This is a genomic window from Candidatus Chloroploca asiatica (genome assembly GCF_002532075.1).
GTDB lineage: Bacteria > Chloroflexota > Chloroflexia > Chloroflexales > Chloroflexaceae > Chloroploca > Chloroploca asiatica.
The window spans coordinates 1-24,784 of record NZ_LYXE01000096.1; the positions used below are offsets into that span (position 1 = coordinate 1).

Here is a 24,784-nt window from a genome sequence, read left to right on the forward strand (position 1 = left end):
AGAGGTTGGCTTCAACATAACGCACTCCTTGCGTGGAGTCCATCGTACCACGGCAGGCCACATTTTTCAGCAGTCTCTCTTGGGGGTGGGTTTTTTCATATGACGTGCGGGTCATGACCATTTCTGCGCCGCTGATGGGCACACACACCGAGCGTGGACTCGTTCGTCTGGGGTGGAGCGTCCTCCTGGTGCGGGCATTGAACTACCCCGCTGCACCAGCAATGTCACCCCGAGCGCCCTCGCTGTCACCCCGAGCGGAGCGAGGGGTCTTCCATGCGCCGCCGTGAAGATTCCTCACTTCGTTCGGAATGACATGGCTGGCGTTGGCACCCCGCTGCGCCCACCCTGGCCCCCCGCTGCGCTCGCCGTGTCACCCCGCTGCGCCAGCCATGTCACCCCGCTGCACTCGCCGTGTCACCCCGCTGCACCAGCAATGTCACCCCGAGCGCCCTCGCTGTCACCCCGAGCGGAGCGAGGGGTCTTCCATGCGCCGCCGTGAAGATTCCTCACTTCGTTCGGAATGACATGGCTGGCGTTGGCACCCCGCTGCGCCCACCCTGGCCCCCCGCTGCGCTCGCCGTGTCACCCCGCTGCGCCAGCCATGTCACCCCGCTGCACTCGCCGTGTCACCCCGAGCGGAGCGAGGGGTCTTCGATGCGCCGCAGCGAAGCTTCCTCACTCCGTTCGGAATGACATGGCTGGCGTTGGCACCCCTTGGTGCGGGTCCTGAACCACCAGGCCATCCCTATGCCGCAACGCGTGTCCCCCGAACCCTGGCCAACAACCCCGCCATACCATCCCGAACGAAACGAACGTCATGTCGCTCCCTCGGCCCGTGAAGAAAAAAACCTACCCCCAAAAGGTCTCTCACCCCCCCTGCTTTCAATGGTATAATGACAGCAACCAGTATATTTCCTATATCTCCACTGAAGACCGGCCCCCGGGCCTGGAGTCGTTATGCCCGAGTTGTTTCATGTTGTCACCGCAGATGAGGCCAATGCGCGGTTGCAATCTTTGCTGACGTTGCTCGATCGCGCTGAGGAACTGCCTTTACATGCGGCGCTTGAGCGTGTGTTGTTTCAGGATTTGCATGCACCATGCGATCTTCCCGCGTTTCCCCGTTCGACGATGGATGGCTTTGCTGTGCGTGCCGCCGATACCTTCGGGGCGAGCGAGGGTCTACCGGCCTATCTGACGCTCTGTGGTGAGGTGACGATGGGCCGCCAGGCCGATCTGCGGGTTGGTTCCGGCCAGGCTGCGCGTGTCCATACCGGGGGGATGTTGCCGCCCGGAAGCGATGCGGTAGTGATGGTGGAACATACGCAAGCTGTTGATGCGACGATGATCGAGGTGGTGCGCCCGGTCGCCGTGGGTGAGAATATGCTCCCCGTCGGCGAGGATGTCCGTGCGGGGGCGTTGCTCTTTGCTCGGGGGCATCGCTTGCGTCCTCAGGATCTTGGTGGGCTGGCTGGGGTTGGGCTGACAACCGTTTGCGTCGTCGCCCGGCCTCGGGTGGCGCTACTCGCAACGGGCGATGAGGTGGTACCTGCGGATACAACGCCTGGCCCAGGGCAGGTACGCGATATTAATAGTTATACGCTTGCCGCCCTGACCCGTCGCGTCGGCGGCGAGCCAGTGCTGTGTGGCATTGCCCCCGATGATAAGGCGACGTTGCGCCGCATGGCCGTCGCTGCCCTTGCAACCGCTGATGTCCTGGTCGTTTCGGCGGGCAGTTCCGTGAGTACTCGCGATATGACCGCCGAGATCATTGCGAGTCTGGGGCAGCCGGGCATTCTGGTGCATGGCGTTGCCATTCAGCCCGGCAAGCCGACGATCCTCGCAATGGCCGATGGGCGTCCGGTGTTTGGGCTGCCCGGCAACCCGGTCTCGGCAATGGCTGCCTTTGAACTCTTTGTGGCGCCGACGCTGCGCCGCTTGCAAGGGGCCGGTGAGGCGCTCAGCGCTGTCACGACCGCACGCCTTGCGCGCAATATCGCGTCGAAACCGGGACGCGAAGATCTGGTGCCGGTGCGCCTCGAACGACGCGCTGACCAACTCTGGGCCGATCCGGTCTTTGGCAAATCAAATCAGATCTATACCCTCGCCCGCGCCGATGGCATTGTGCGCGTTCCCCTTGACCAGTCGGGGCTCTATGCTGATGCGCTGGTCGAGGTGCGGTTGTTTTAGCCGCAATACCTTGCAAAGAAGGCGGTTGTTTTGACGCAACGGCGCAACGGCGCAACGTGTGGGTCGGGGATTTTGTCGGGAGCAATGACGATGGCACGGAGACGTTATTATCTTGAGGATGTCGCCCTTGATGAGGCAGTACGCCGTTTTGAGGCGGCCTTGGAACGGGTCGGTGGGCTGCGGTTGCCTCCAGCAGAAGAGGTGCCACTGGCCGAGGCGCGTGGGCGCTTGACGGCGGGGCCGGTCTGGGCGGCGCTCTCCTCGCCCCATTACCACGCCGCCGCGATGGACGGTATTGCAGTCCGGGCTGCCGATACACTCGGGGCCACCGAATCGCAGCCGCTCCAATTGACGGTCGGGACACAGGCGATCTGGGTGGATACCGGTGACCCAATGCCGCCCGAGACTGATGCCGTGATTATGGCCGAGCATGTGCAGACACTTGATGAGACGACGCTTGAGATTGCCGCCTCGGTCGCACCCTGGCAACACGTTCGTCCGCTTGGCGAGGATCTCGTGGCAACCGAACTTGTTTTGCCCGAGGGCCATCTGTTACGCCCGGTTGACCTGGGTGCCCTGGCGGCGGCAGGTCACGCGACCGTCGCCGTGCGGCGCCGCCCTCGCGTAGCGATCATTGCCACTGGCACCGAACTGGTGACCGTCGAAGAGGCCGCAAGCCGCGCGCTGGAACCAGGCGAGATTATCGAGTTCAATGCGCTGATGCTCGCCGGCATGGTCAACGAGTGGGGCGGTGAAGCGATCCGCTTGCCGCTTGTCCCTGATCGCAAGGATCTGCTGCGTGCGACCGTCGCCGAGGCGCTTGATACCCACGATCTTGTCGTCGTGAATGCCGGCTCCTCGGCGGGCTCCGAGGATTATACCGCGACCATCTTTGGTGAACTGGGCGAAGTAGCCGTCCACGGTGTCGCGATCCGTCCTGGTCACCCGGCGATCCTCGCGGTCGCCAATGGCAAACCGGCGCTTGGCTTGCCCGGCTATCCGGTGTCGGCTGCCTTGACTGCTGAATTGTTCCTGCGCCCGCTTGTCTATCGGCTCCAGGGCATGGTAGCCCCCAAACGTCCCGTCATTGAGGCAACGATGAGCCGCAAGTTGCTCTCGCCGCTTGGGGAAGACGAGTTTGTACGGGTCGCGCTGGGCCGTGTTGATGACCGCCTGATTGCGACGCCCCTCTCGCGTGGGGCGGGGCTCGTGATGTCGCTGGTACGCGCCGACGGCATGGCGCACATTCCGCGGTTTGCCGAAGGCGTTCACGCCGGCGCCAGTGTCGCCGTGACCTTGCTGCGCGATGCCGCCGAGATCGAAGGCACGCTGGTTGCCATCGGCAGTCACGACCTGGCACTGGATCTGCTGGCAAGCCATATGCGGCGGCTTGCGCCGGGTACGCGGCTCAGTTCGGCCAACGTAGGGAGCCTCGGTGGTTTGCTGGCGCTCAAACGGCGTGACGCCCACCTTGCCGGCACGCACCTGCTTGACGAAGCAACCGGCCTCTACAACAGCCCCTTTATTGAACGCCTCTTGCCCGACGAAGAGATCGTCCTTGTCCATCTCGCCTACCGCGAGCAAGGCTTTCTGGTGCCACGCGGCAACCCGCTGGGCTTTGCCGAACTACGCGACCTAGCGCGGCCCGGTGTGCGTTTTGCCAACCGACAGAAAGGCTCGGGCACCCGCGTCCTGCTCGATTATCACCTCAACCGCACTGGTCTCAGCAGCGACCAGATCGTCGGCTACGAGCGCGAAGAATTCACGCATATGGCGGTGGCCGCCGCCGTGATGAGCGGATCAGCGAGTGTGGGGTTGGGCATCCTCGCGGCGGCGCGTGCGCTAGGCCTCGACTTTGTCCCCCTCTTCAGCGAACGCTACGACCTCGCCATCCCGCGACGCCACTGGGAAAGCCCCTTGCTCGAACCACTGCGGCGCACCCTGGCCGACCCGGCGTACCAGGCTGCCGTAGCGAACCTCGGCGGCTACGACGTGAGTCATATGGGGGACGTAGGGCCGAAGCACGCATCCCCGCCCGCATAGCAGGTGGGGGCGCGTGCTTCGGCCCTACTTTCTGTGAATATATAGACACGCCTGGCAAAACACCGAGGAGTTGAATATGACCATGCCGCGCTATACACGCGAAGTGGGCCGTAAGTTTCATGCCGATGGCACCCCCCAGTACTTTCCCGGCAATACGATCATCTGCTTGGTTGCCCCGACCCACTCGCTTTTTCAGGTGGCCAGTGCCTTTCAGGAGGCGCTTCGCAAGACGAGCGTTGGGTCAATGTTTGCTTTTTTGCCACCAGCGAGCTTTCACATGACGGTCATGGATCTGTTGTGTGATCAGGTTCGCGATCCAGACCACTGGGCCCCCGCTTTGCCGCGTGAGAGTACGATGGCCGAGGCTGATGCCTTTGTCTATGCACGGGTGCAGCCGCTTGTGCCACCAACTGAGCTTGTTATGCGCGTCGTCGGCATCTTCTTCGGTGACAACCTGATGCTAACGCTCGAACCTGCCGATGAAGCGACCCGCAAGGCTTTGCATACCTATCGAGCGTCGGTTGCGGTAGCGACCGGCCTTCGGTTTCCCGATCACGACACGTATGGCTTTCACCTCTCTCTGGCCTATCGCCTGATCGAGCTAACAGCAGCAGAAGAGGAGGTGCTAACGAACGTGTGTCATGACTGGGAACCTGCGTTACGGGCAGCCGGGGCTGAGCTTGTTTTGCCCCAACCGCAACTCTGCCGCTTTGACGACATGAGCCACTTCGTCCCGATCGAAGGCTTGCGTTGAAGCTCGCTTGTGGTGGCGCAAACGGCCAGCGAAGCTGGCCGTTTGCGCCACCACAAGCATTGGGATGCGTACCCCTCAGCTTGTCTCAAGCCAGCCGCGCTCGAGGGCATAGCGCACCAGGGCTGAACGGCTCGTCAGTCCGAGTTTCTCGAGGGCGCGCGCTCGGTAGGTTTCAACCGTCTTTACGCTCAAACTGAGTTGGTTGGCAATGTCTTTGTTACTGTAGCCTTGCACAACGCCTTGGACAACCTCACGCTCGCGTTCGCTGAGTTCGGCACCCAGCAGATCAGAAGCGGCTGAGGGTCGTTGCACATACCGACTCACCACATGTTCGGCGAGCGATGGTTCGAGGTAGACGCCTCCTGCCGCAACAATGCGGATAGCCTGGATGAGGGCGTCCGCTGCGGTGTGTTTGAGGATATAGCCCGAGGCCCCAACGCTCAGCATCTGGCGCAGGTAGCTCGTGTCGTCGTGGATACTCAGGACCAGCACCTTGACCTCTGGGTAGGTCTGCTTGATTCGCTCGGTGGCCTTGATGCCGTTTCCCCCCGGCATCGAGATGTCCATGATTACCACATTTGGGCGGGTCTCAGCGATCTGCTCCCAGGCATCCTCCCCATCGCTTGCCTCGCCGATCACGTTCATATCGGCCTGGGCGGCGATCAAGGTCTTGAGCCCCTCACGTAATACCATGTGATCATCGACCAGGAATACCGTGATCGGCGTCATTGCTGTCTCCTTCCATATGATCATTGACCAGGAAGATCAAGATCGGCGTCATTGCTGTCTCCTTCCAGGGCAGTGGGCAACGGGATGAGGACAAAGATCCTGGTGCCGCTGCCGGGTTCCGACTCGATCGTCATATTGCCACCCAGTAGCTTCACCCGCTCTCGCATCCCGATCAGCCCCAACTGCTGTGTTGCGACGAGGTTATCCCAGTTTGCTGGCACACTAAAACCAAGCCCGTCGTCTTCAATAATCACACGCACCCGGTCGGCGTCCCGCTCGATGATGATGCTTACCTCAGAGGCCTGGGCGTGCTTGAGCACGTTCGTCAGGCCCTCCTGAACCAAGCGGTAGATTGTTGTCTCGACCGCCAGAGGCAGGCGCCTTTCGTCGAGCCCACTGGTGTGCAAATCCACCCCGACATGCGTACGTGCCGACCATTGCTCGACGTAGTTGCGCAGCGCCAGAATTATGCCTAAGTCGTCTAACACCGAGGGACGCAACTGCACCGCCAGATTGCGGATCTCCTGGCTGATCTGCATCGCCATTGTTTGGAGTTGCGCAACGCGCTCGGACGAGGGGTTGTCATTTGATAAGCGATCCTGGAGGGCCTTGAGGCCCAGGATCAGCGCGGTGAGATCCTGCCCCATCTGATCGTGGAGCTCGCGTGCGATGTGGCCCCGCTCTTCTTCTTGCGCCATCAGGAGTTGCTGGAGCAACTCCTGGCGGGTTTGCTCACCGCGCGTCCGCGCAACTACCTGGGCCTGAAGTGCCACATTGGTCAGGGCGAGCTCATCAGTGCGGGCATTCACACGCTCCTCCAGTTCATTACGAGCGTTCTGGAGCACTGCCTCGGCCTGTTTGAGCGTGCTGATGTCGGTAAAGGTAAGCACGATCCCGTCCACGGTACCCGCAAGGGTATGATACGGACGGATGTGCATATTCCACCAGCGATCCCGCTCGGGTTGGTGGATCACCTCTTCAATGGCCGTGACGGTCTGGAGAACTTGGGTGATCAGGAGGGGGAGATTGTCGTGGTAAAAATAGGTGCGCAGGTCGCTAAGCGGACGCCCAATGTCGCTCTCGATCAACGCGAAGAGTTCGGTTGCCTGGGGTGTGAAGCGAGCGATCCGACTATCTTGAGACAGAAAAATGGCCGGGATCTGGGCGCTCGCAAAGAGGTTGGCAAGGTCGGCATTGGCCCGATCGAGTTCGATGATCTTGCTGCTAAGCTCGGCGTTGACCGTTTGCAACTCTTCGTTGATCGACTGAATTTCCTCCTTCGAGGTCTGCTGTTCCTCATTGGTCGCCTGGAGCTCCTCGTTGAGCGAGCGCAGTTCCTCGTTCGCTGCGGTCAAGTCGCTGTTGGCACTCTGGAGTTCGTTGATCGTTGCCTCCAGGGTTTCGCGAGTGTGTTGCAACTCCTGGGCGAGGGCGTCAGCAGGCGTTGTGGGTGAAGCTGTCAGGTCAACGGGGGAGGGTTGGGGCAGGGTAACTCGACTCGCCTGAAGTATCACCAAAAGCAACCCCCCTTCCGAGCTCGTCTCGGGAAAGGGTCGCACCGTGAGGGACAGTTGCCGTTCTCCTTCGGCAGTTCTCAGCGTCACATCTTCGCGTACCACTGGTGTGAGCGTCTGGGCAACCGTACGGATAGCGGCCTGCAGGGGGAAGCGGAGATCGGGATGTGCCATGTCGAACAGGTTTGCTGTGGGTTCGCCCGGCGGCACGCTGAGGTACGGATAGGCTTGACCACTGAGGTAAGCGACGAGCCCCTGCGGATCAACTGCGAGTGCCGTCGGCGTATAATCCTGGATCAGGATGCGCTCAATCGTGGTACCAAGATTGCTCGGTGCCGCACTTTGCTGATGTACCGTCGTGCCAGAGATGCGCATAGCGGGTCGGCGGGCGCTGGCCCACGGCAGCACAATCCGCGGCTGCACACTCCGTTCTTTGCGCTGGTAGATGCGGTGCCGACTATCAATGACCCGGAATAGTTCGGACGGATCGATAGCGCCGACCGCACTCTCGGCTGAGCCCAGGAAGAGATAGCCGCCCGGCGACAGGGCATAGTGAAAAACCGGGATTAACTGGCGCTGGAGGTCGGTGTCAAAGTAGATCAGCAGATTGCGGCAGGCGATCAGATCCATCCGCCCGAAGGGCGGATCGCTAATCAAATTATGCACCGAGAAGAGGCACAACTCGCGAAGGGCTTTCTTCACCTTGTAACCCGCGCCCTCTGGCACAAAGTACCGGCTGAGGCGCTCGGGGTTGACGTGGGCGAGAATCCTCGCATCGTACCAGCCCGTCCGTGCGATGGCGAGGGCGGTCTCGTCAATATCGGTGGCGAAAATCTGAATGGGTGGCGGCGTATCGAGTTGCGCCAATTGCTCGCGCAGGATGATGGCGATCGAGTAGGCTTCCTCGCCAGAAGCGCAGCCGGGCACCCAGACACGCAGCGGTGCGCTGGCATCTTTGCTGCGCAATAGTCCAGCAATCACGTTCGGGGCCAACGCTTCACAGGCGGCCGGGTCGCGGAAGAATTCTGTTACGCCAATGAGCAGATCCTGGAAAAGCAGATCGACCTCATCGCGATCCTGCTGAAGGCGTACGAGGTATGTTTCGAGGCTGGACAGATGCAGCAACTGCATCCGGCGATCGATGCGGCGCTGGAGGGTCGTACGTTTGTAGTGGCTGAAATCGTGGCCAGAGGCCTGGTGCAGAAGCGCCAGGATCAGACGGAACGTATCGACGGGTGGGGTGACTGGCGGCGGCGAGGCTCCGGAAGGGTCGCTTGCGAGCAGCAGCGCAGGCATCTCGGCAATCGCGACGATGTGATCAACGACGCCGCGTGTGATCGCCGCCTGTGGCATCGCTGAATAGGCTGCCGAGGTCGGCGTTTGGACAAGTGTGAGCCCGCCCTGCGCTCGGATCGCTGTCAGACCCTCGGTGCCATCGGCTCCGGTGCCCGAAAGCACGATGCCCACAGCTTGCGCACCCTGGTCTATGGCCAGTGAGTGAAAGAAATAGTCGATTGGCAACCGTTGCCCGCGCGCTGCGGCGGGCGGCTCCAAGTAGAGTTTGCCATGTTTGATGGTGAGCGCGGTGTTTGGCGGAATCAGATAGACGTGGTTGGCCTCAACCACGGTCAGGTCACTGATTTGGTCTACGGGCATCTGCGTTTGTACCCTGAGCAGTTCTGGAAGATAGCTGGGCTGTTGAGGGTCGAGATGCTGGATCAGCACAAAGGCCAGCCCACTGTCGGGTGGCATGTGCTGAAGAAACTCCGTGAAAGCCTGTAGGCCACCAGCTGATGCACCGATCCCGACAACTCTCGGGCTCGTCTCTGGCACGGGACTCTGTTCTGGGAGTGGCGAACGAACGGTATCCAGGTCTGGCGCTGAAGTGGCATCATCGGTCATGGTGAACCTCCTGGAGACGGCTCTGCCTCCTGAACCTATATACACCATTGTAGCTTACCGTGGGCTATAAGGCGAGCTTTTTTCATTAGGGCGATTGGATCTGCTGTTCCTGCGTGTCGCCAGGCTCACGGATGGCTCTGCTGCGCCGTCGCGCTGATGGTTATTAAAAATGACCATACCATCGCTATGCCCTTGCCATGACAGGATTTGCCTGACACGACACCGATGGTTTGCCCGCTTCCTGTCGAGGCCGCCTGGTGCTAGACTCAGGAGAGAATCCACCAAGGTTTTTGTACTGGCGATGAACGATTGAGCGCACCCGGGACGTGGGGGATGTCGTCTTTCCCTGCGGGGTGACGGTCGCAGACGACGGTGACACCATACGAAGGAGTTCAACTCAATGTCTGATCGCACATTATCAGTCTATGAATCCGCCAATTGGGGGGCGCGACTCGCCGGTGTCGCCCTCGTCCGCTATGATGCGTGTGGCATCCTCTTGGTCAATGAAGTACCTGTCGAGACGACCCGCAAAAGCGGGCACTTCACCGTGCTGCACTGCGTGGACGGAAGTACGAGCGTGGTGTTGAGCAGTTTTCTCCGTCTGGTACCAGATGCTCGCCATCAAGGTGAGCAGAGCGCTGCATTGGTGGAGATCTGTGGTTGACCCGTGTTGACGCAAAGACGCAAAGCTGCGCATGCAGATCCATCAAACCTTTGCGCCTCTGCGCCTTTGCGTCAAATAACCCGCCTTCTTTGTCGGCACTCCCATAGACCCGATGTTAAGACTGAATATTCATGAAGCCGGCCCTCCTGCATACAACCCAAGTAGGATTGCTCTAGGCCACGTCATCGGCCAGTTAGCAAGCATGGTGCTAGCCATGCTTGTATCGATGTGGAAGCCGTCCGATCGTGTCAGGTATTTCCTTGCACAGATGTCAAACTTTACCTGCTAGAGGGCGCAGATCTTTCTTGCTACAATGAGGTGGCAAATCGGTTGAACGTCGCTCCTACCGTGAAACCGGAGAGTGACATCGGTCTCTGCTGTGGCACTGAGTATGACGAACTGCCTTCTTCTCCCCACTCGGTCTCTCTTGCAACACTGAACACCAGGATCTGCTAAGGTGTTTGCTTCCCTCTTCCACCCATGAGGCATGCGCACTCGTGAAAGGAACTACTCGTATGATCGAGAAAACCGGTGTCTCTCGCACCAATGGGCATTCGTCGCAGCATATCCCCTCCACTTCGATCACAATACATGCAGCAAATACGACGAACGGTGTTGCGCAAGGTGCAGAATTTTCTGCCGATCACCAATTGCTTGCCGTCATTCCGGCCCTTGTCTTTACCAGCCAACCCAACGGCACCTGGAACTATGTCAGCCCGAGGTTCTGCACGTATACCGGTAAGTCAGCAGAGGCCCTCACAGCTCTCGGTTGGCTAGAACGTGTACACCCCGATGAGCGAACCACTACGCTCCAACAGTGGCAGACTGCCATGAGGAATGGAGTGTCGTTTCAGATCGAACACCGGCTGTGCGGGGCTGATGGCATGTACCATTGGTTTCGCTCCCAGTGTACACCTCAACTCGACGCAATGGGGACACTTATTGGCTGGACAGGCATTGCCGTACCAATTGATAGTGAACACCAACTGGTAGACGAGCAGATGTTGCGCCAGAAGGCAGAACAGGCACGTGACGAGCGCGATTGCATGCTGGCGTTCATCGCCCACGAGCTTCGGTCGCCCCTGACGGTGCTGCTAGGCCAGAGTACGCTGCTGCAACGAAGACTGAACAACCACGAGGGCGTTGAGCCACATGTCCGCCGCATGGCTGAAATAGTGGTCGCGCAGACCATTCACCTCAAAGATCTCATGAACACGTTGTTGGAAGCGACCCAGCTTGACTATGGCGAGTTGCAACTCTGCAAGACTACCCTTGACCTTGGTGCCCTCGTGGAGCGCGTGGTACAGTCGTTCGCGCCTACCCTGAGTTCTCACACACTCTGGCTACACCCTGATCCGTCACCGCTCTGGGTTAAGGGCGATGCGCTCCGCTTAGAGCAAGTGCTCCATAATCTGATCGAGAATGCGGTCAAGTATAGCCCTGGTGGCGGCGAGATTGTGATCCGAACGATGCTCCATGAAGGTCAGGTGCAGATCGAAGTGTGCGACTCGGGGATCGGGATTCCAGCTCACGTTCAGCCGTATCTCTTCCAGCGCTTCTTTCGGGTCAAGGCTGATGACAGACGCGTAGCCTCAGGGCTCGGCCTCGGGCTCTATCTCTGCAAGGCGATTACGGATCTCCACGAGGGCAGCATTAGCGTGCAGAGCGTCGAGGGAGAGGGCAGCACCGTCTCCTTGTTGCTCCCTCGCATCCTTGTCGAGCATGCTCGGCACGTCTGAACTGGCTTTTAAGAATTACATCAGGGAGTGCCGACTTCAGTCGGCGTCCGGCTTAGCCGACTGAGTCGGCACTACCATAGACCCGATGCACTCACACGATACATTCGTAAGGGAGAGGCATGGACTATTTTGTTTGGTACGATGAAAGCACACAGAAAACTGCGGCTGAGAAGATTCACGAAGCCAGCATAGCCTATCAGGCCCGCTTTGCCCGCATACCACAGTTAGTCCTCGTGCATAACGACGACCAGACCCACGTTGGCGGCCTGGTCGTTCGCAGCGAGCATGCTATTCAGCGTAATAACTTCTGGCTAGCGATCTAAGTTCATCGCGGTGTGAAGCGCAGCAAGCTTCGGCTAGATCCGTTGCGCATCTACACGAGGTGCGCGGTTCGCTGGAGGGTCGGCAGATCTTCGCCGATAAAGTGGGCGGCACTCTTCGCGGCTTCAAGGATCGTCAGCAGACCACTGCCAGGATGCACGGCCCCGCCGATCCAGTAGAGATTCTTCGCCCCGTTGTGGCGAATGTGCGGGCGCAATGGGCCGAGCTGGTTCCAACTGTGGATCAGGTTAAAGACCGCGCCCAGGTGCGTCCGGTGTTCGTCACGCCACGATTCGGCGGTGTAGCAATGCTCGGCCACAATATGACGCTCGATATCCTCGTACCCAAGCTTCGCCATCTGGCGCAGAATCCGCTCGCGGTACGGCACCTGCTTGGTTGACCAGTCCACCCCGTGGCGCAGGTTCGGGATCGGCACCAGCACAAAGAGCGTACTGTGGCCCTCGGGGGCATTGGCAGGATCAACAATCGTCGGGTTGCACACGTAGAACGAAGGATTTTCCTCGTCAAGCACCGCGCTCTTCGCCCACATTGGATCGTGACGGCGGATATTCTCCGAGAGATAGAGTTGATGATGTGGCAGATCCTCCCAGCGCCGATCAACGCCCAGATAGAGCATAAAGGTCGAACACGAGAACTCCATCTTGTCGAGTTTGCGGTCGGTGTACGGGCCGCGTGCGTGTGCCGGCAACAGGTTCTGGACGGCGTGACCAAAGTCGGCATTGAGCACCACCGCATCGGCCATCACCCTACTTCCATCGGCAAGCAACAACCCCTTGGCCTTGCCCTCTTCGACGACAACCTGGCGCACCGGACTATTCAGATGGATCTGGACACCGAGGTCTTGGGCGGCACGCGCAAGGCCACCGGCCAGGGCGCGAAAGCCGCCCTTGGGGTGCCAGATGCCATAGTGGAATTCGAGAAACGTAACGAGGCTAAAGACACTCGAACAGGCCGTCGGGTGCATACCGAGATACTTGGCCTGATAGCCCATCGCATAGACCAGGCGCTCATCGGGGAAGAAGCGCTCGAAATGCTGATAGAGCGTCTCCCAGGGGCGAAAAGGCAGCGCCGCGGCAATCTCGGTCGGCTTCAAATAGCCCAGCGGTGAACGCACGGGCGAGCCAAGATAGGGGCCATACCCAATAACATCTTTGCGTAGATGCTCAATATACCAACGGTCAAACGCCTCGGGCAGATCAGCCCCAAAAGTCGCCAACTGCTGCTTGAAAGAAGCAAGATCTGAACTCAAATCGAGATGGGTATTATCCCAGAATTTTATCCGTGTATTTGGATCGAGCCGAGTCAAGGTTACATAGTCATAAAAATTGAGCCCACAGGTCGCAAAGAGTTCTTCATAGACACGGGGCACCTGCAAAATCGTCGGGCCAGTATCAAAATGGTAATCACCAACACTGAGCCCACGCATGCGCCCGCCAACCCGGTCAGCAGCCTCATAGATGCTCACCTCATACCCTGCTGCTGCCAACCGCATCGCCGTTGACAAGCCCCCAGGGCCAGCCCCGACGATCAAAATCTTCTGTGACACGCGCTTCCTCCAGTTAGATTAGAGATCTTTTTCATTTTATCGCTTTCATACGATGTAAGTAGTATAACATGAGAGGACGTACGCGATCGGACTTTGTTCAGCCCTTGGCAGAGCTGCACAAAGTCCGCCTCTGGCGGTGGGGTGTGGAGCGGCTTCGCCGCTCCACGAGATTCTTTTGGTTCGTTGTGGCGGCGAAGCCGCCAACACGAACCAAAAGCCGGCATTTGGGGGGTGCAGCCCCAACGACGTTGCCTCAGCACACGATGCGCGTGCCGGCGCACCACCACGAAGGAAAACGGGGGCGTGGGGGAACTTGGTTCCCCCATTTTCAGCGTAGCCGCCAAAACGAACCAAAAACTGGGGTTTGGGGTGCAACTCCAACCACGATCCCTCGGTGCGCTGATGCTTGGCGGCGAAGCCGCCAAGCATCAGCGCACCAGAAACTCTGACTCACGTATGGCGAACAGACGCTGCACCAACCCGCTGCCAAGCACGAGCAACACGAGCCCGGTCAAACCCGCACTGAACCCGGCGACGGGAAGCCAGCGCGCAGCGCGGCTCTGCGCAAGGACGTAGGCGTCGCGGCTCCCTGGATAGACAAATTCGGCGGCCACTTCATTGCCCTCATTGCCCCGCACAACAGTGCCAATCGTCATCACCATTTCACCAGGCACCAGACCCTCATAGCGGTGCGAACCCTCCTGCGAAAATGTCCGCGAACGAAGGGTTGGTTCTTGCCAGTACGCGTGGTAGCCCGTTATCCGGTACGGCTGAGCGGCGAGTTGCACCAGGCCACTGGCTTCGATCAAAAGGGGCGGCGTGATACGTTCAACAACATCCCATTGATCGGAGCCATCATCGTCTTCGCCCAGATATTCGTAGCGCGTAAAGGCAACAAAATTATGCACAAGCACCGGATTGCGCGTGCTTAACACCCCCTCAACCAGCACCGTCCGATTGCTCCCGGCCAGACGAACTTCAGCGGCCGTCACTGGCGCGAGACTATTGGCACGGGCTAAACGAGCACGTGCATCCTGCGCCAGCACCGTCGCCATGATCACGCCAACAATGATCAGCGCAACGCCAAAAATGATCAGCAACATACGAACTGCCGTCTTCATCTGCTTGATCCTGTCTTGCAAGGGCGGATACTTTTATTATAGAATACCCAGACAAGACCCACTCTCACTGAAGAGCTGAGGAATAGCTATGGCTCACTGGACATTTCTGACCAATCACGCCCAGGTGTTGCTGTGCATTGCCCGCAATCAGAGTGTTACAGCGCGCGACGTTGCCAGTCAAGTTGGCATCACCGAGCGCGCGGTGCAACGTATTTTGCGTGATCTTGATGAGGGTGGCTATCTCAGCCACACCCGCGATGGGCGCACCAATCGTTACCAGATCCACGCCGACGCGCCGATGCGCCATCCTGCCCAACAAGGGTTCGCCGTGCGCGAGTTGCTTGATCTCCTTGGGTAGGGGTCAAAGTGCCCTGCCCCTTGCTGAATAGGTGCTCCCCACCTTTGCGGACAAAAAGCCAGCGTCGCTGGCTTTTTGTCCGCAAAAAAATACCCCGTCGTGTATAATACCCCCTCATCACCAAGTAAAATTCCCTCATACGTGCTCGATATCGACTCGGATCGGGTCGATCTCTTGCGAAAACTGGGGCTAAAAGTCTACTATGGCGATGCCTCACGCTACGATCTGCTCGCCTCGGCAGGCGCCGGCCATGCGAAGATTCTTGTGATTGCGCTTGACACCCCCGAAAAGACGATGGCCCTCTCGCCGATCTCGAGCAGCTGCTGCTGGCCGATCTCGCCGATGCCGACCTCGACCGCGATGCCGGCTGGGATCCCGACTCGCTGCGCGAAGAGATACGCCAGCAAGCCGGGTTGAGTGCTTGATGCAGTAGGGTACGTTCAAATCTTGAGCAGTGGATCGCCTGGCGCATCCTGATGGTCTTGATCAGGCACCAGACGGAGAAAACTGCTCAACACCACGGTCGTACTTCCGTCCACGCAACTCAGCACCGTGAAGTGCCCGCTTTTGCGAATCGACTCAACGGCTACCTCATTGACCAGGAGGATGCCTCCAGCATCATAGTGGACATGGGCGACACCGGCGAGTCGTGCTCCCCAATCAGCGGATTCGTAGACCGATAATGTGCGGTCTGGCATTGCTTTGGGCTCCTTCATCTATAACTTTGCATTTCTTAGGCTCGCGCAGTTGCCAAGCCCTACGCAAGCTGGAATTTCGCCAGCGAGGCAAGCAACGGGCTTCCGCTGATCTCCGGAATGATCTGTAACTCAATGATGCTCACGCCAGCCAGTTCCACACGGTAGTCCTCGACCTGCTGCGTCGTGTTGGGTGGGCTGAACGTGAACTGCTGGCGCACGATCTCGCGATGTGGTGCGTCCATCGCCGCTGACCAGGTAAGCGCAAACTCCTGCGTGCGCTGATACGTGGCTTCATCAATAACAAGCCGGATACGCCGAAGGGCCTGGGGCGCGGCGAAGATAAGCCGAATCGTCTGGCGCCCGGGTGAAGCTGCACGCCAACCTGGCCCGAACCCAGGACGGAAAGCCGCCTCGATCGGGTGGTCAGGATCTTCGGAAGAAAGCTCAACTCTGGCGAGTGACTCCAGGTCGAGCCAGGTGCTGGTATCATCCGCGCCAATGGCAGCTTCTGAACCAAGAATGCGTTTTTGCATCGGAAACTCCTTTGTTCTTCTCTGCTCAGTATAGCACCAGAAGGCTGTTGTGGATAGCCGATCCAAGCATCGCTACATAATAGAGGTTGCTTTTTGGCTCAAGGCTTGGTATAATAGATATGTTAGCCAACATCACCTGCTGTGAGACCTTACTTTCCACTTAGTTCCTGGTTCCACGGATACCCTTCGTCGCTCGAAGTATGCTGTTGTTGTTGTGTTTGCCGGAGCGAGCGCGTCAGGCTCATGCCTGACCAACGGCGATTCGAGTTATCGACGGATGTATCGTGATGATAGCAATGCTGTCATCTAATCCTGCGCAGTTGCGCAGAGGAGTGTTGGAATGCAGGTCAAACTATTTGTCGGAAATCTTCCCTGGAGCGTGAATGATGACGTGTTGACGCAGATCTTTGCGGATCACGGCGATGTTCAGAGTGCACGTGTCATTAGCGACCGTGATACTGGCCGTTCACGCGGCTTTGGTTTTGTCGAGATGGAAACAAATGACATCGGTGCGCTGATCCAGGCGACTGACGGTCACGAGGTTGATGGTCGTAACCTTCGGGTGAACCAGGCCGAGGAAAAGTCCTCCGCAGGCCGTGGCAGTTACGATCGGCGTGCTCGTTACTAAATGAGCCCAGGCCCTTCATACGATCTAAAACGCAATGCCTATGGGGCCCAGCCCCATAGGCATTGCGTTTTACGCGTGCGTGCTTTATGATCTTCCAGAAATGAATCCGCGCAAGCCCACGAGATGGGCTTTGCATCATCTTAGTGGTCTGTCACGTACGTTTTCTGCTCTGCTGCCAAAGGGAATGCCGGCTGAAGCCGGCACTCCAGCATACCAGGAAACTTATTTCACACACTATTTAGGGCGTGCGGAGTGCCACAAATAAAGAAGAACATGTTACAATAAGGCCGTTTCCGCTTGAGGTTTCCTGGATAGGCGATGCTGCCAATGGATCACGTTGCCCCCGCTGATGGTCTGGTTGCCGCATTATGCCAGGCCCTCGGTTCACACGCTGTTGTGACCTCACTTGATGCTCTGCGTACCTACGATGCAGATGCGAGCATGATTGTTGCCTGCATACCCGATCTCGTGGCGGTGCCTGCGACCCCCCAACAGGCGGCGACTGCGGCGCGCCTCGCACTGCAAGCCGGGTATCCTATCGTCGCCCGTGGTGCCGGTACGGGCATTGCCGGTGGGGCCGTCCCCGTCCGTCGTGGGCTCGTGCTGAGCTTCGCTCGGATGGAGCAGATCGAGCAGGTTGAAACGCGCTCACGCTTCGCGGTCGTTCAAGCAGGCGTGGTCAATGCCGAGTTGAATGCTTACCTCGCCCCCCTCGGTTTTCAGTTTGCCCCCGACCCTTCATCCCAACGCGCCAGTACGATCGGCGGCAATCTCGGTACCAATGCCGGCGGGCCTCATTGTCTGAAGTATGGGGTGACAACCAATCATATTCTCGCTGTCGAACTTGTGCGTCCCGATGGGACGCTGGTCTGGACTGGCGATGGGGTTGCTGAGGCGTCTGGCTATGATCTGACTGGCGTGATCGTCGGTAGCGAAGGAACCTTTGGGCCGGTGACGCGGGCGATCGTCCGCCTGACGCCATTGCCCGAAGCGAATCGCGTCGTGCTCGCCCTCTTCCCCAGTGTGATTACCGCCTCGGCAGCGGTCAGCGCCGTCATTGCGGCTGGTTCGCTTCCTACCTCGCTTGAGGTGATGGATCATAATGGCATTCGCGCCGTTAATGGGGCCTATGGCCTCGGCTTGCCCGAAGCTGAGGGTACGACCCTTCTGATTATTGAGGTGGATGGGGTCGAGGATGGGCTTGATGATCTACTCGAGCAGATCCTGCAGATCTGTCGTGACCAGGGCGCGTTTGAACTGCGCCCGGCTCGCACCCCCGCTGAACAGGCCCGCGTCTGGGCGGCGCGCAAGGCGTTTGCCGGGGCGATTGGCCGCCTCGCCCCCGCCTATTTGCTGGTTGATACGTCGGTGCCGCGTACCCGCTTGCCCCTGATGATGGAGCATGTCGAGCGTCTGCGTCAGGAATATGGCGTGGAGGTTTGCAATGTCTTTCATGCCGGCGATGGCAATTTGCATCCCCTTGTGCTCTACGATCCAAGTGATGCCGACCAGACCCATCGCGCCCACGCGATCGCCGAGGCGGTGCTTGCGTTGAGCATCGAGCAGGGCGGGGTCATTAGCGGTGAACACGGCATTGGGTTGGAAAAGCAGGATTTTCTGCCCCTGTTGATGAGTCCCGCCGATCTGCAATTGCACGCCGCTGTCTTTGCGGTCTTTAATCCGACCAATCAGTTCAATCCGGCCAAGATCTTTCCGACGGCAACGCCACCACTTGAATTGGCGGCCCAGCGACGCGCACGCTTGCACGCCGCACGCGAGCCACAGTTGCCCGTCACCGCCCTGGCCGACACACTCCGCCAGGTGCTCGGTTCCGCCTATGTCAGCGAGCACGACGCGCAGGTGACGATCCAGCCCGGTACCGTCGAAGAATTAGCGGCGAGTGTCGCCGTCTGTTATCGCGCCGGGGTCGCCGTTGTGCCGCTCGGTGGTGGTACACCACCTGAGCTCGACCACACAAGCACCGAAGTGCAGGTCGTCATCTTGACGCAACGCTTGACGCGGGTCTGCACCTATGCCCCCGATGATCTGACCATTGGCGTCGAGGCAGGGATGACGCTGGCTGAATTGCACCGCTTGCTCGCCGCGAATGGGCAACAGCTCCCCCTCGATGTCGCCGAGGCCGATCAGGCGACCTTGGGGGGCCTCGTGGCCGCCGCCGCCGATGGGCCACGGCGGGCAGGGTATGGCACCCTGCGTGACTGGGTGCTCGGCATGACCGTCGTGGAAGCCGATGGCACCCTGGTGCGCCTCGGCGCTCAGGTGGTCAAGAATGTGAGCGGCTATGACCTGCCCAAGCTCTTGGTCGGGAGCCATGGTACCCTGGGCATTATTGCCACCGTCAGCCTTAAGGTCTTTCCGCAACCACCTACTACGGCGACGCTCGCCCTGACCTGCCCTGATCGTGCCAGTGCTTTTGCGCTGGTTGACCGGTTGGCCGCCAGTCGCTTGCAGCCAACTGCCGTTGAATATGTCGAGGCCTTTCAGGCCACTGCCGCCGCGGTCTCACTCCAGGTTCCTGAACATATCCCAACCATCGAAGTAGGATCGCCTTCATCCCAGACCGTGCCCTCTCCTCTTCCGCTGCTCTATGTACGTGCTGAAGGCCATCCCGCGGCGGTTGAACGCCATCTGCGTGAGCTTGCGCGGATGGCAGGCCCCCAGATGGCGAGCCAACACCTGGAGGGTGAAGCCGAAAGCGCCCTGTGGCACGAGCTCACCGCCCTTGATGCTTCTGGTTCTGACCCACACACTGCCCGCATCCGCTTGGCCGTGCCACCCGCCGAGTTGTGTGGGGCGGTGGAAGATGCCGGACAGCTTGCCGTGCAGTCTCGCCTTGGCCTGCGCCTCAACGCACGCGCCCTCAATGGCGTCGCGTATCTGCATGCCACCGGTGCCACGGAAGATCTCCGCCAGTTCTATACAGTGCTCGCCGAACGCTGGCTGCATGTCCACTTGCTTGACGCCCCACCTGCCGTACGGGCGGGCCTCCACCCCTGGGGGTTCGTACCTGCCCAGGATCTGATGCGTACGCTGAAGAGCGAACTCGATCCACAAGGATGCATGCATCCTTCGGTGCGTTTTGTTCCGTAACCAGAATATAACGATAGCCCGCGCAATGAAGGCCTTGTGCAACTATATCTAGAGGAGCAGCAACTGTGACGAGTGAGCCTACCAGAGCAAGAACAAAGGTCGACATTCCCCTGGTTGGATTTAGCAATAAGGATCGCCCCAGCACCGAGATCATCAATACCTGTGTCCACTGCGGGCTCTGTCTCTCGTCGTGCCCGACCTATCGCGAGACGGGCCTGGAAATGTCGTCGCCACGTGGGCGCATCTATTTGATGAAGGCCGTTGATGAAGGCCGCATCGGCATTGACAGCGAGGTCTTTCAAGAGCAGATGAGCCAGTGCCTCAACTGTCGCGCCTGCGAGGCCGTCTGTCCTTCGGGGGTGCAGTATGGGGCCATTCTCGAAGCAAGCCGGACGCAGATCGAGCAGGCACGTGATGCCGGGCGCAGCGCCGAGACACCAGCGCCCATCACCGCGCAACCCGTGTTGCCACCGCGCCCACTCTGGCAGGAAGGCCTGCGCCGAGGGGTATTTGATCTGCTCTTTCAAGATATGCGGATCTTCCGTACCTTCTCATGGTCAATGCGGCTCTATCAACGCAGCGGGTTGCAGTGGTTTGCCCGTAACAGCGGCATCCTGAAACTGATCCGCATGGACGAAACCGAGACGATGCTGCCGCCGATCAGCACGAGTTTTACGGTACCCCAGGGGCAGATCTTCCCGGCCATCGGCGAACGGCGCTATAGTGTGGCTGTGTTGACTGGATGCATTATGGGTACAGCCTTTGCTCACGTTCACGAGGCCACCATTCGGGTGTTGCAACAGAATGGCTGTGAAGTGATTTTGCCGCCCGACCAGGGGTGCTGCGGGGCCCTACACACGCACGGCGGCGATCTCGACGGTGGACGCGAATTGGCCCGGCGCAATATTGCGGCCTTCGAGCACCTCGGTGTTGATGCGATTGTCATCAATGCGGCTGGCTGTGGTAGCACGCTCAAAGAATATGGGCACCTGTTGCACGACGATACCGCCTGGCACGCCCGTGCCGAAGCCTTCAGCGAGAAAATTAAGGATATCCACGAATTCCTGACCAGTATCGACATGAACCAGGCTGGGCTCGCCCCCCTGCCGATCAGTGTCACCTATCAGGAACCGTGTCACTTGGCGCATGCGCAACGCATTACCGCCGAACCACGCCAACTCTTACGTGCGATCCCTGAACTTGAGTTGCGCGAAATGAACGAAAGTTCGTTGTGTTGTGGCAGTGCTGGAGTCTATAATGTGACTCAACCCGAGATGGCCGCTCAGCTTGGCGCACGTAAGGTCAAGAATGCCCTTGCGACAGGTGCAAAGGTGATTGCCACCGCCAATCCGGGCTGTGCCCTCCAACTTGCCGGTGAACTGCGCCGCCGCGGCGAAGAGGTGCAGGTGCGTTATATCGTTGAACTGCTCGATGAGAGCTACCGTCGCAAGATGGATCATTCGTAGGAAGTCGGCAACAGGCAAACACCGGTGCTCTGCTTGGCGCAAGAGCCAGCTAAGCCGGCTCCTGCGCCAAGCAGAGCAACCACATTATCCTAGATCTTCTATTCCTAAAGGTACGATCTTTCAGGTCTAACAGATATCTTTCTTGATGTCTGAAAACGCTTCCTGTCTGCTATAATAGCCTTGAGATCCTAGTGCCTGTTTTCACAATGTACCCGCTATACTCTTCAAACTAGTGTTTTTCTTCACAAAGTGCGCGTCGCCGCTATGTGCCTGTCTGGCTAGTCTGGCTGCTGCCAATGAGTGAGATCACTCTTCACGCTTCCGAGCACGAGCTTGAAGCAATTCGCTCCCGCCTGCAATCCTCACGAGGGCGGAAGTTCTGGCGTTCGCTTGATGAACTGGCTGATAACCCGACCTTTCACGAGTTTCTGAATCGCGAATTCCCTGCGGGTGCGTCCGAATTGAATGATCCGGTGACGCGCCGTACCTTCTTGAAGCTGATGGGCGCGTCGCTTGCCCTTGCCGGTCTGTCAGGCTGTACGATGGCAATTCGGCAACCGCAAGAGCAGATCGCCCCCTTTGCGCGTGCTCCGTATGATCGCGTGCCCGGTATCCCTCAATACTACGCAACCGCACTCCCTTTAGATGGCTTTGGGCTCGGTGTGGCCGTGAAGAGCTACGATGGCCGCCCGATCAAGATCGAGGGCAATCCTAACCACGCTGCCAGCCTCGGCGCAACCGATCTCTTTGCCCAGGCCGAGATCCTTTCTCTTTATGACCCCGATCGTCCCGAGACGGTGTTGAGCCGGAATACGATCCGGACATGGGATCAATTTGTGGTCGCGTTGAGCGAGGTGATGCAGCTTCAGCGGGCGCTGCAGGGCCAAGGGTTGCGTCTGTTGACGCCGACAGTTACGTCGCCAAGCCTGGCCGCGCAGATCAATGAGTTGCTGGCAAGCCTGCCCAATGCGCGTTGGGTGCAGTACGATCCCATTGGCCGTTCGCAGACCTATGGCGGTACCGAATTGGCGTTTGGTGAGCCGCTCGAGCCACGGTATCGCCTGGATCTCGCCAGGGTGATCGTGACCCTCGATGCTGATGTGTTCAGCGAGGGGCCAGGCCGTGTGCGTTATGCCCGCGATTGGGCCGCTGGGCGCCGTGTGCTTGGTACTAGTACCGAAGTGAGTCGCCTCTATAGCGTCGAACCGGCGCTCTCACCAACTGGGATTGTGGCCGACCATCGTTTGCCCCTCAAGGCTGGTGACGTCGCTAGTCTCGCGTATGCGCTCGCGAGTGGCCTTGGTATCCCAGGGCTCAACGGAACCGCCCCCGCGCTCGCTGAGTCGGCAACCGCGTTCGTTGCGGCCGTCGTCGCTGATCTGCGGGCCGCCGGCGGGCAAGGCCTGGTGATCGCCGGCGAGACGCAGCCGCCCGAGGTGCATGCCCTCGCCCACGCGATCAATGTGGCCCTCGGTGCCGTTGGGACAACCGTAACCTATAGCGATCCTGTCGCCGTTGCTCCTACCAATCAACTCGCGGACCTCCGTACCCTGGCCGATGAGTTGAAGAGTGGGGCCGTTGAGGTCTTGATCATTCTCGACTCCAATCCGGTCTTTACCGCGCCCGCCGATCTCGATTTTGAGAACGCAATGGCCCAGGCGCGCTTTAGCGCGGTGCTCAACCATTACGATGATGAGACCGCTGCCCTTAGTACATGGTTTGTGCCCGCCGCACATCCACTCGAGAGTTGGGGCGATGTGCGGGCCTTCGATGGCACCACTACGATCATTCAACCCTTGATTGAACCGCTCTATGGCGGGCGCACTCCCCACGATCTGCTCGCGGTGATGCTCGGGCAGAGTGGGCAGACGGATTATTCGGTCGTGAGTAGCTATTGGCAGCAGGCCAGTGGCTTCGAAGATAATGCCGATTTTGAGCCGTTCTTCAAGAGTAGTCTGAATAATGGTGTGGTTCCAGGCACCAGCCTGTCCGCCCGCAATGTTACGCTCCGCAGTGGGCTTACCTTCCAACCGCCCGCGGCAGCCCCCGCCGGGCTTGAACTGAACTTCCGGCCCGATCCGGGCATCTATGATGGGCGCTACGCCAATAATGGCTGGCTCCAAGAGGTTCCCCGGCCTACCACCAAGTTGACCTGGGATAATGCGGCGCTGATCAGTCCGCGTACGGCGATTAGTCTGCTCAACCTGCGCATCAACCCCGAAGATCTTGCTGCTGATGACAATCTTACCGCCCAGCGCACCCTCGAAGGGCTGATTCAAGCGAATGGCACGTTGATCGAACTCCAACACGCCGGGCGGACGCTGACGATGCCGATCTGGGTTGTGCCCGGCCACGCCGAGGGAACTGTCACGGTGACGCTCGGCTATGGGCACGGTCCCCGAGGTGGGCGCGTTGCCGAGGGAACGGGCTTCAATACGTACCGCCTGCGCACCAGTGAGGCACCCTGGTTTGGTTCGCTTGAAGTGAACCTGGCCGGCGGTACCTATCCGCTGGCAAGTACCCAGAACCACTGGACGCTCGAGGCACGCGATATTGTGCGCGTCGGAGCCTTCGCCCGCTTCAAAGAAGACCCCAAGTATATCTCGCGTGAAATTTATCAGGAAGCGTACGGCAAAGATACGCCCGGCCCCGGCACCGACGGCTACATCAGTCTGCTCCCTGATGAACTTCCCGCCCCCAACGACTTCAAGACCGGCCCGCAATGGGGAATGAGCATTGACCTGACGGCCTGTACCAGTTGCAATGCCTGCGTGGTCGCTTGCCAGGCCGAGAATAACATCCCTATCGTCGGCAAGGAGGAAATCGCCCGCGGGCGCGAGATGCACTGGATCCGCATTGACCGCTACTTTGCTGGGCACGATTTCGATAACCCCGAAACCTATGTGATGCCGATGCTTTGCCAGCACTGCGAACGTGCGCCGTGCGAACTGGTTTGCCCGGTCATCGCAACCGTCCATGATGCCGAAGGCGTCAATAATATGATCTACAACCGTTGTGTCGGCACTAAGTATTGCTCGAACAACTGCCCCTACAAAGTGCGCCGGTTCAACTTCTTCCAGTATCAGGATCTCAACGCGCCGAGCCTGAAACTCGGGCGCAACCCCGAAGTAACGGTACGTAATCGAGGGGTTATGGAGAAGTGCAGTTTCTGTATCCAGCGCATCAGTGCCGTGCGGATCAAGGCCAAGGTTGAAGGCAATCGCCCCATTCGCGATGGTGAAGTCCTCACCGCCTGCCAGCAAGTCTGCCCGACGCAGGCCATCGTCTTTGGCGATATCAGGGATGATCAAAGCCTCGTGACGCAACGCAAGGCCGAGCCGCACAACTATACGGTCTTCGGTCTGCTCAATGTTCGCCCACGGACAAGCTACATGGCCCGTGTGCGCAATCCCAATGAAGCCCTGGGTGGCGAAGAAGGCGAGGCCTGA

Annotated in this window: 18 protein-coding genes; 12 read left to right on the plus strand and 6 right to left on the minus strand. The window is 59.3% G+C overall.

Annotation, left to right across the window (positions count from 1 at the left end):
* Positions 1–957 precede the first annotated feature (957 nt).
* The 3 genes from A9Q02_RS12570 to A9Q02_RS12580 all read left to right on the plus strand — a co-directional run bounded on the left by A9Q02_RS12570 (position 958) and on the right by A9Q02_RS12580 (position 4,984).
* Positions 958–2,187 (plus strand): molybdopterin molybdotransferase MoeA, encoded by a 1,230-nt coding sequence (locus A9Q02_RS12570; protein ID WP_097653436.1) that lies wholly within the window; start codon positions 958–960, stop codon positions 2,185–2,187.
* Positions 2,188–2,277: 90 nt separating this feature from the next.
* Positions 2,278–4,230: a molybdopterin biosynthesis protein gene (locus A9Q02_RS12575; RefSeq protein ID WP_097653437.1), complete on the plus strand. Its 1,953-nt coding sequence runs from the start codon at positions 2,278–2,280 to the stop codon at positions 4,228–4,230.
* 76 nt (positions 4,231–4,306) lie between these two features.
* Positions 4,307–4,984 carry a DUF1868 domain-containing protein gene (locus A9Q02_RS12580; RefSeq protein WP_097653438.1) on the plus strand — a complete coding sequence of 226 codons (678 nt, stop codon included), beginning with the start codon at positions 4,307–4,309 and terminating at the stop codon, positions 4,982–4,984.
* Positions 4,985–5,059: 75 nt separating this feature from the next.
* Here A9Q02_RS12580 and A9Q02_RS12585 read toward each other — a convergent pair whose 3' ends face one another.
* Positions 5,060–5,713, minus strand: a complete 654-nt coding sequence (locus A9Q02_RS12585; RefSeq protein WP_097653439.1) for a response regulator transcription factor — start codon at positions 5,711–5,713, stop codon at positions 5,060–5,062.
* 20 nt (positions 5,714–5,733) lie between these two features.
* Positions 5,734–9,129, minus strand: a complete 3,396-nt coding sequence (locus A9Q02_RS12590; RefSeq protein ID WP_172450939.1) for a chemotaxis protein CheB — start codon at positions 9,127–9,129, stop codon at positions 5,734–5,736.
* 400 nt (positions 9,130–9,529) lie between these two features.
* Here A9Q02_RS12590 and A9Q02_RS12595 point away from each other — a divergent pair, with 400 nt between their 5' ends.
* The 3 genes from A9Q02_RS12595 (at position 9,530) to A9Q02_RS12605 (ending at position 11,855) form a co-directional block, all read left to right on the plus strand.
* Positions 9,530–9,793 (plus strand): SET domain-containing protein, encoded by a 264-nt coding sequence (locus A9Q02_RS12595; protein ID WP_097653441.1) that lies wholly within the window; start codon positions 9,530–9,532, stop codon positions 9,791–9,793.
* Positions 9,794–10,308: 515 nt separating this feature from the next.
* Positions 10,309–11,532, plus strand: coding sequence for a PAS domain-containing sensor histidine kinase (locus tag A9Q02_RS12600; protein WP_097653442.1), 1,224 nt, complete (start codon positions 10,309–10,311; stop codon positions 11,530–11,532).
* Positions 11,533–11,651: 119 nt separating this feature from the next.
* A complete protein-coding gene (locus tag A9Q02_RS12605) occupies positions 11,652–11,855 on the plus strand; it encodes a hypothetical protein (RefSeq protein WP_097653443.1) in 204 nt (67 codons plus the stop codon).
* Positions 11,856–11,905: 50 nt separating this feature from the next.
* Here the strand turns inward: A9Q02_RS12605 and A9Q02_RS12610 are convergent, their stop codons facing one another.
* A complete protein-coding gene (locus tag A9Q02_RS12610) occupies positions 11,906–13,420 on the minus strand; it encodes a phytoene desaturase family protein (RefSeq protein ID WP_097653444.1) in 1,515 nt (504 codons plus the stop codon).
* A 428-nt stretch (positions 13,421–13,848) separates the two neighbouring features.
* Positions 13,849–14,541, minus strand: coding sequence for a hypothetical protein (locus A9Q02_RS12615; protein ID WP_097653445.1), 693 nt, complete (start codon positions 14,539–14,541; stop codon positions 13,849–13,851).
* Positions 14,542–14,629: 88 nt separating this feature from the next.
* On the opposite strand from A9Q02_RS12615, the gene A9Q02_RS12620 reads away from it, so the two are divergent.
* On the plus strand, positions 14,630–14,899 hold the full coding sequence (locus A9Q02_RS12620; protein WP_097653446.1) for a helix-turn-helix transcriptional regulator: 270 nt from the start codon (positions 14,630–14,632) through the stop codon (positions 14,897–14,899).
* 141 nt (positions 14,900–15,040) lie between these two features.
* Positions 15,041–15,316 carry an NAD-binding protein gene (locus A9Q02_RS12625; RefSeq protein WP_216361510.1) on the plus strand — a complete coding sequence of 92 codons (276 nt, stop codon included), beginning with the start codon at positions 15,041–15,043 and terminating at the stop codon, positions 15,314–15,316.
* A gap of 23 nt (positions 15,317–15,339) precedes the next feature.
* On the opposite strand, the gene A9Q02_RS12630 is transcribed toward A9Q02_RS12625, so the two are convergent.
* Both A9Q02_RS12630 and A9Q02_RS12635 read right to left on the minus strand, forming a co-directional pair.
* Positions 15,340–15,597, minus strand: a complete 258-nt coding sequence (locus A9Q02_RS12630; protein ID WP_097653448.1) for a hypothetical protein — start codon at positions 15,595–15,597, stop codon at positions 15,340–15,342.
* A gap of 59 nt (positions 15,598–15,656) precedes the next feature.
* Positions 15,657–16,130 carry a hypothetical protein gene (locus A9Q02_RS12635; RefSeq protein WP_097653449.1) on the minus strand — a complete coding sequence of 158 codons (474 nt, stop codon included), beginning with the start codon at positions 16,128–16,130 and terminating at the stop codon, positions 15,657–15,659.
* Between the two features lie 340 nt (positions 16,131–16,470).
* Here A9Q02_RS12635 and A9Q02_RS12640 point away from each other — a divergent pair, with 340 nt between their 5' ends.
* The 4 genes from A9Q02_RS12640 (at position 16,471) to A9Q02_RS12655 (ending at position 24,784) form a co-directional block, all read left to right on the plus strand.
* On the plus strand, positions 16,471–16,758 hold the full coding sequence (locus A9Q02_RS12640) for an RNA recognition motif domain-containing protein (protein ID WP_097653450.1): 288 nt from the start codon (positions 16,471–16,473) through the stop codon (positions 16,756–16,758).
* 318 nt (positions 16,759–17,076) lie between these two features.
* A complete protein-coding gene (locus tag A9Q02_RS12645) occupies positions 17,077–19,869 on the plus strand; it encodes an FAD-binding oxidoreductase (protein ID WP_245860528.1) in 2,793 nt (930 codons plus the stop codon).
* 65 nt (positions 19,870–19,934) lie between these two features.
* Positions 19,935–21,335 carry a (Fe-S)-binding protein gene (locus tag A9Q02_RS12650; protein ID WP_097653451.1) on the plus strand — a complete coding sequence of 467 codons (1,401 nt, stop codon included), beginning with the start codon at positions 19,935–19,937 and terminating at the stop codon, positions 21,333–21,335.
* A 296-nt stretch (positions 21,336–21,631) separates the two neighbouring features.
* Positions 21,632–24,784 carry a TAT-variant-translocated molybdopterin oxidoreductase gene (locus A9Q02_RS12655; protein ID WP_097653478.1) on the plus strand — a complete coding sequence of 1,051 codons (3,153 nt, stop codon included), beginning with the start codon at positions 21,632–21,634 and terminating at the stop codon, positions 24,782–24,784.

Coding starts and splice junctions, on each gene's coding strand:
- A9Q02_RS12570 (WP_097653436.1), top strand. CDS start 958: ATGCCCGAGTTGTTTCATGTTGTCACCGCAGATGAGGCCAATGCGCGG.
- A9Q02_RS12595 (WP_097653441.1), top strand. CDS start 9,530: ATGTCTGATCGCACATTATCAGTCTATGAATCCGCCAATTGGGGGGCG.
- A9Q02_RS12575 (WP_097653437.1), top strand. CDS start 2,278: ATGGCACGGAGACGTTATTATCTTGAGGATGTCGCCCTTGATGAGGCA.
- A9Q02_RS12585 (WP_097653439.1), bottom strand. CDS start 5,713: ATGACGCCGATCACGGTATTCCTGGTCGATGATCACATGGTATTACGT.
- A9Q02_RS12645 (WP_245860528.1), top strand. CDS start 17,077: ATGCTGCCAATGGATCACGTTGCCCCCGCTGATGGTCTGGTTGCCGCA.
- A9Q02_RS12630 (WP_097653448.1), bottom strand. CDS start 15,597: ATGCCAGACCGCACATTATCGGTCTACGAATCCGCTGATTGGGGAGCA.
- A9Q02_RS12605 (WP_097653443.1), top strand. CDS start 11,652: ATGGACTATTTTGTTTGGTACGATGAAAGCACACAGAAAACTGCGGCT.
- A9Q02_RS12580 (WP_097653438.1), top strand. CDS start 4,307: ATGACCATGCCGCGCTATACACGCGAAGTGGGCCGTAAGTTTCATGCC.
- A9Q02_RS12600 (WP_097653442.1), top strand. CDS start 10,309: ATGATCGAGAAAACCGGTGTCTCTCGCACCAATGGGCATTCGTCGCAG.
- A9Q02_RS12655 (WP_097653478.1), top strand. CDS start 21,632: ATGAGTGAGATCACTCTTCACGCTTCCGAGCACGAGCTTGAAGCAATT.
- A9Q02_RS12620 (WP_097653446.1), top strand. CDS start 14,630: ATGGCTCACTGGACATTTCTGACCAATCACGCCCAGGTGTTGCTGTGC.
- A9Q02_RS12590 (WP_172450939.1), bottom strand. CDS start 9,129: ATGACCGATGATGCCACTTCAGCGCCAGACCTGGATACCGTTCGTTCG.
- A9Q02_RS12635 (WP_097653449.1), bottom strand. CDS start 16,130: ATGCAAAAACGCATTCTTGGTTCAGAAGCTGCCATTGGCGCGGATGAT.
- A9Q02_RS12615 (WP_097653445.1), bottom strand. CDS start 14,541: ATGAAGACGGCAGTTCGTATGTTGCTGATCATTTTTGGCGTTGCGCTG.
- A9Q02_RS12640 (WP_097653450.1), top strand. CDS start 16,471: ATGCAGGTCAAACTATTTGTCGGAAATCTTCCCTGGAGCGTGAATGAT.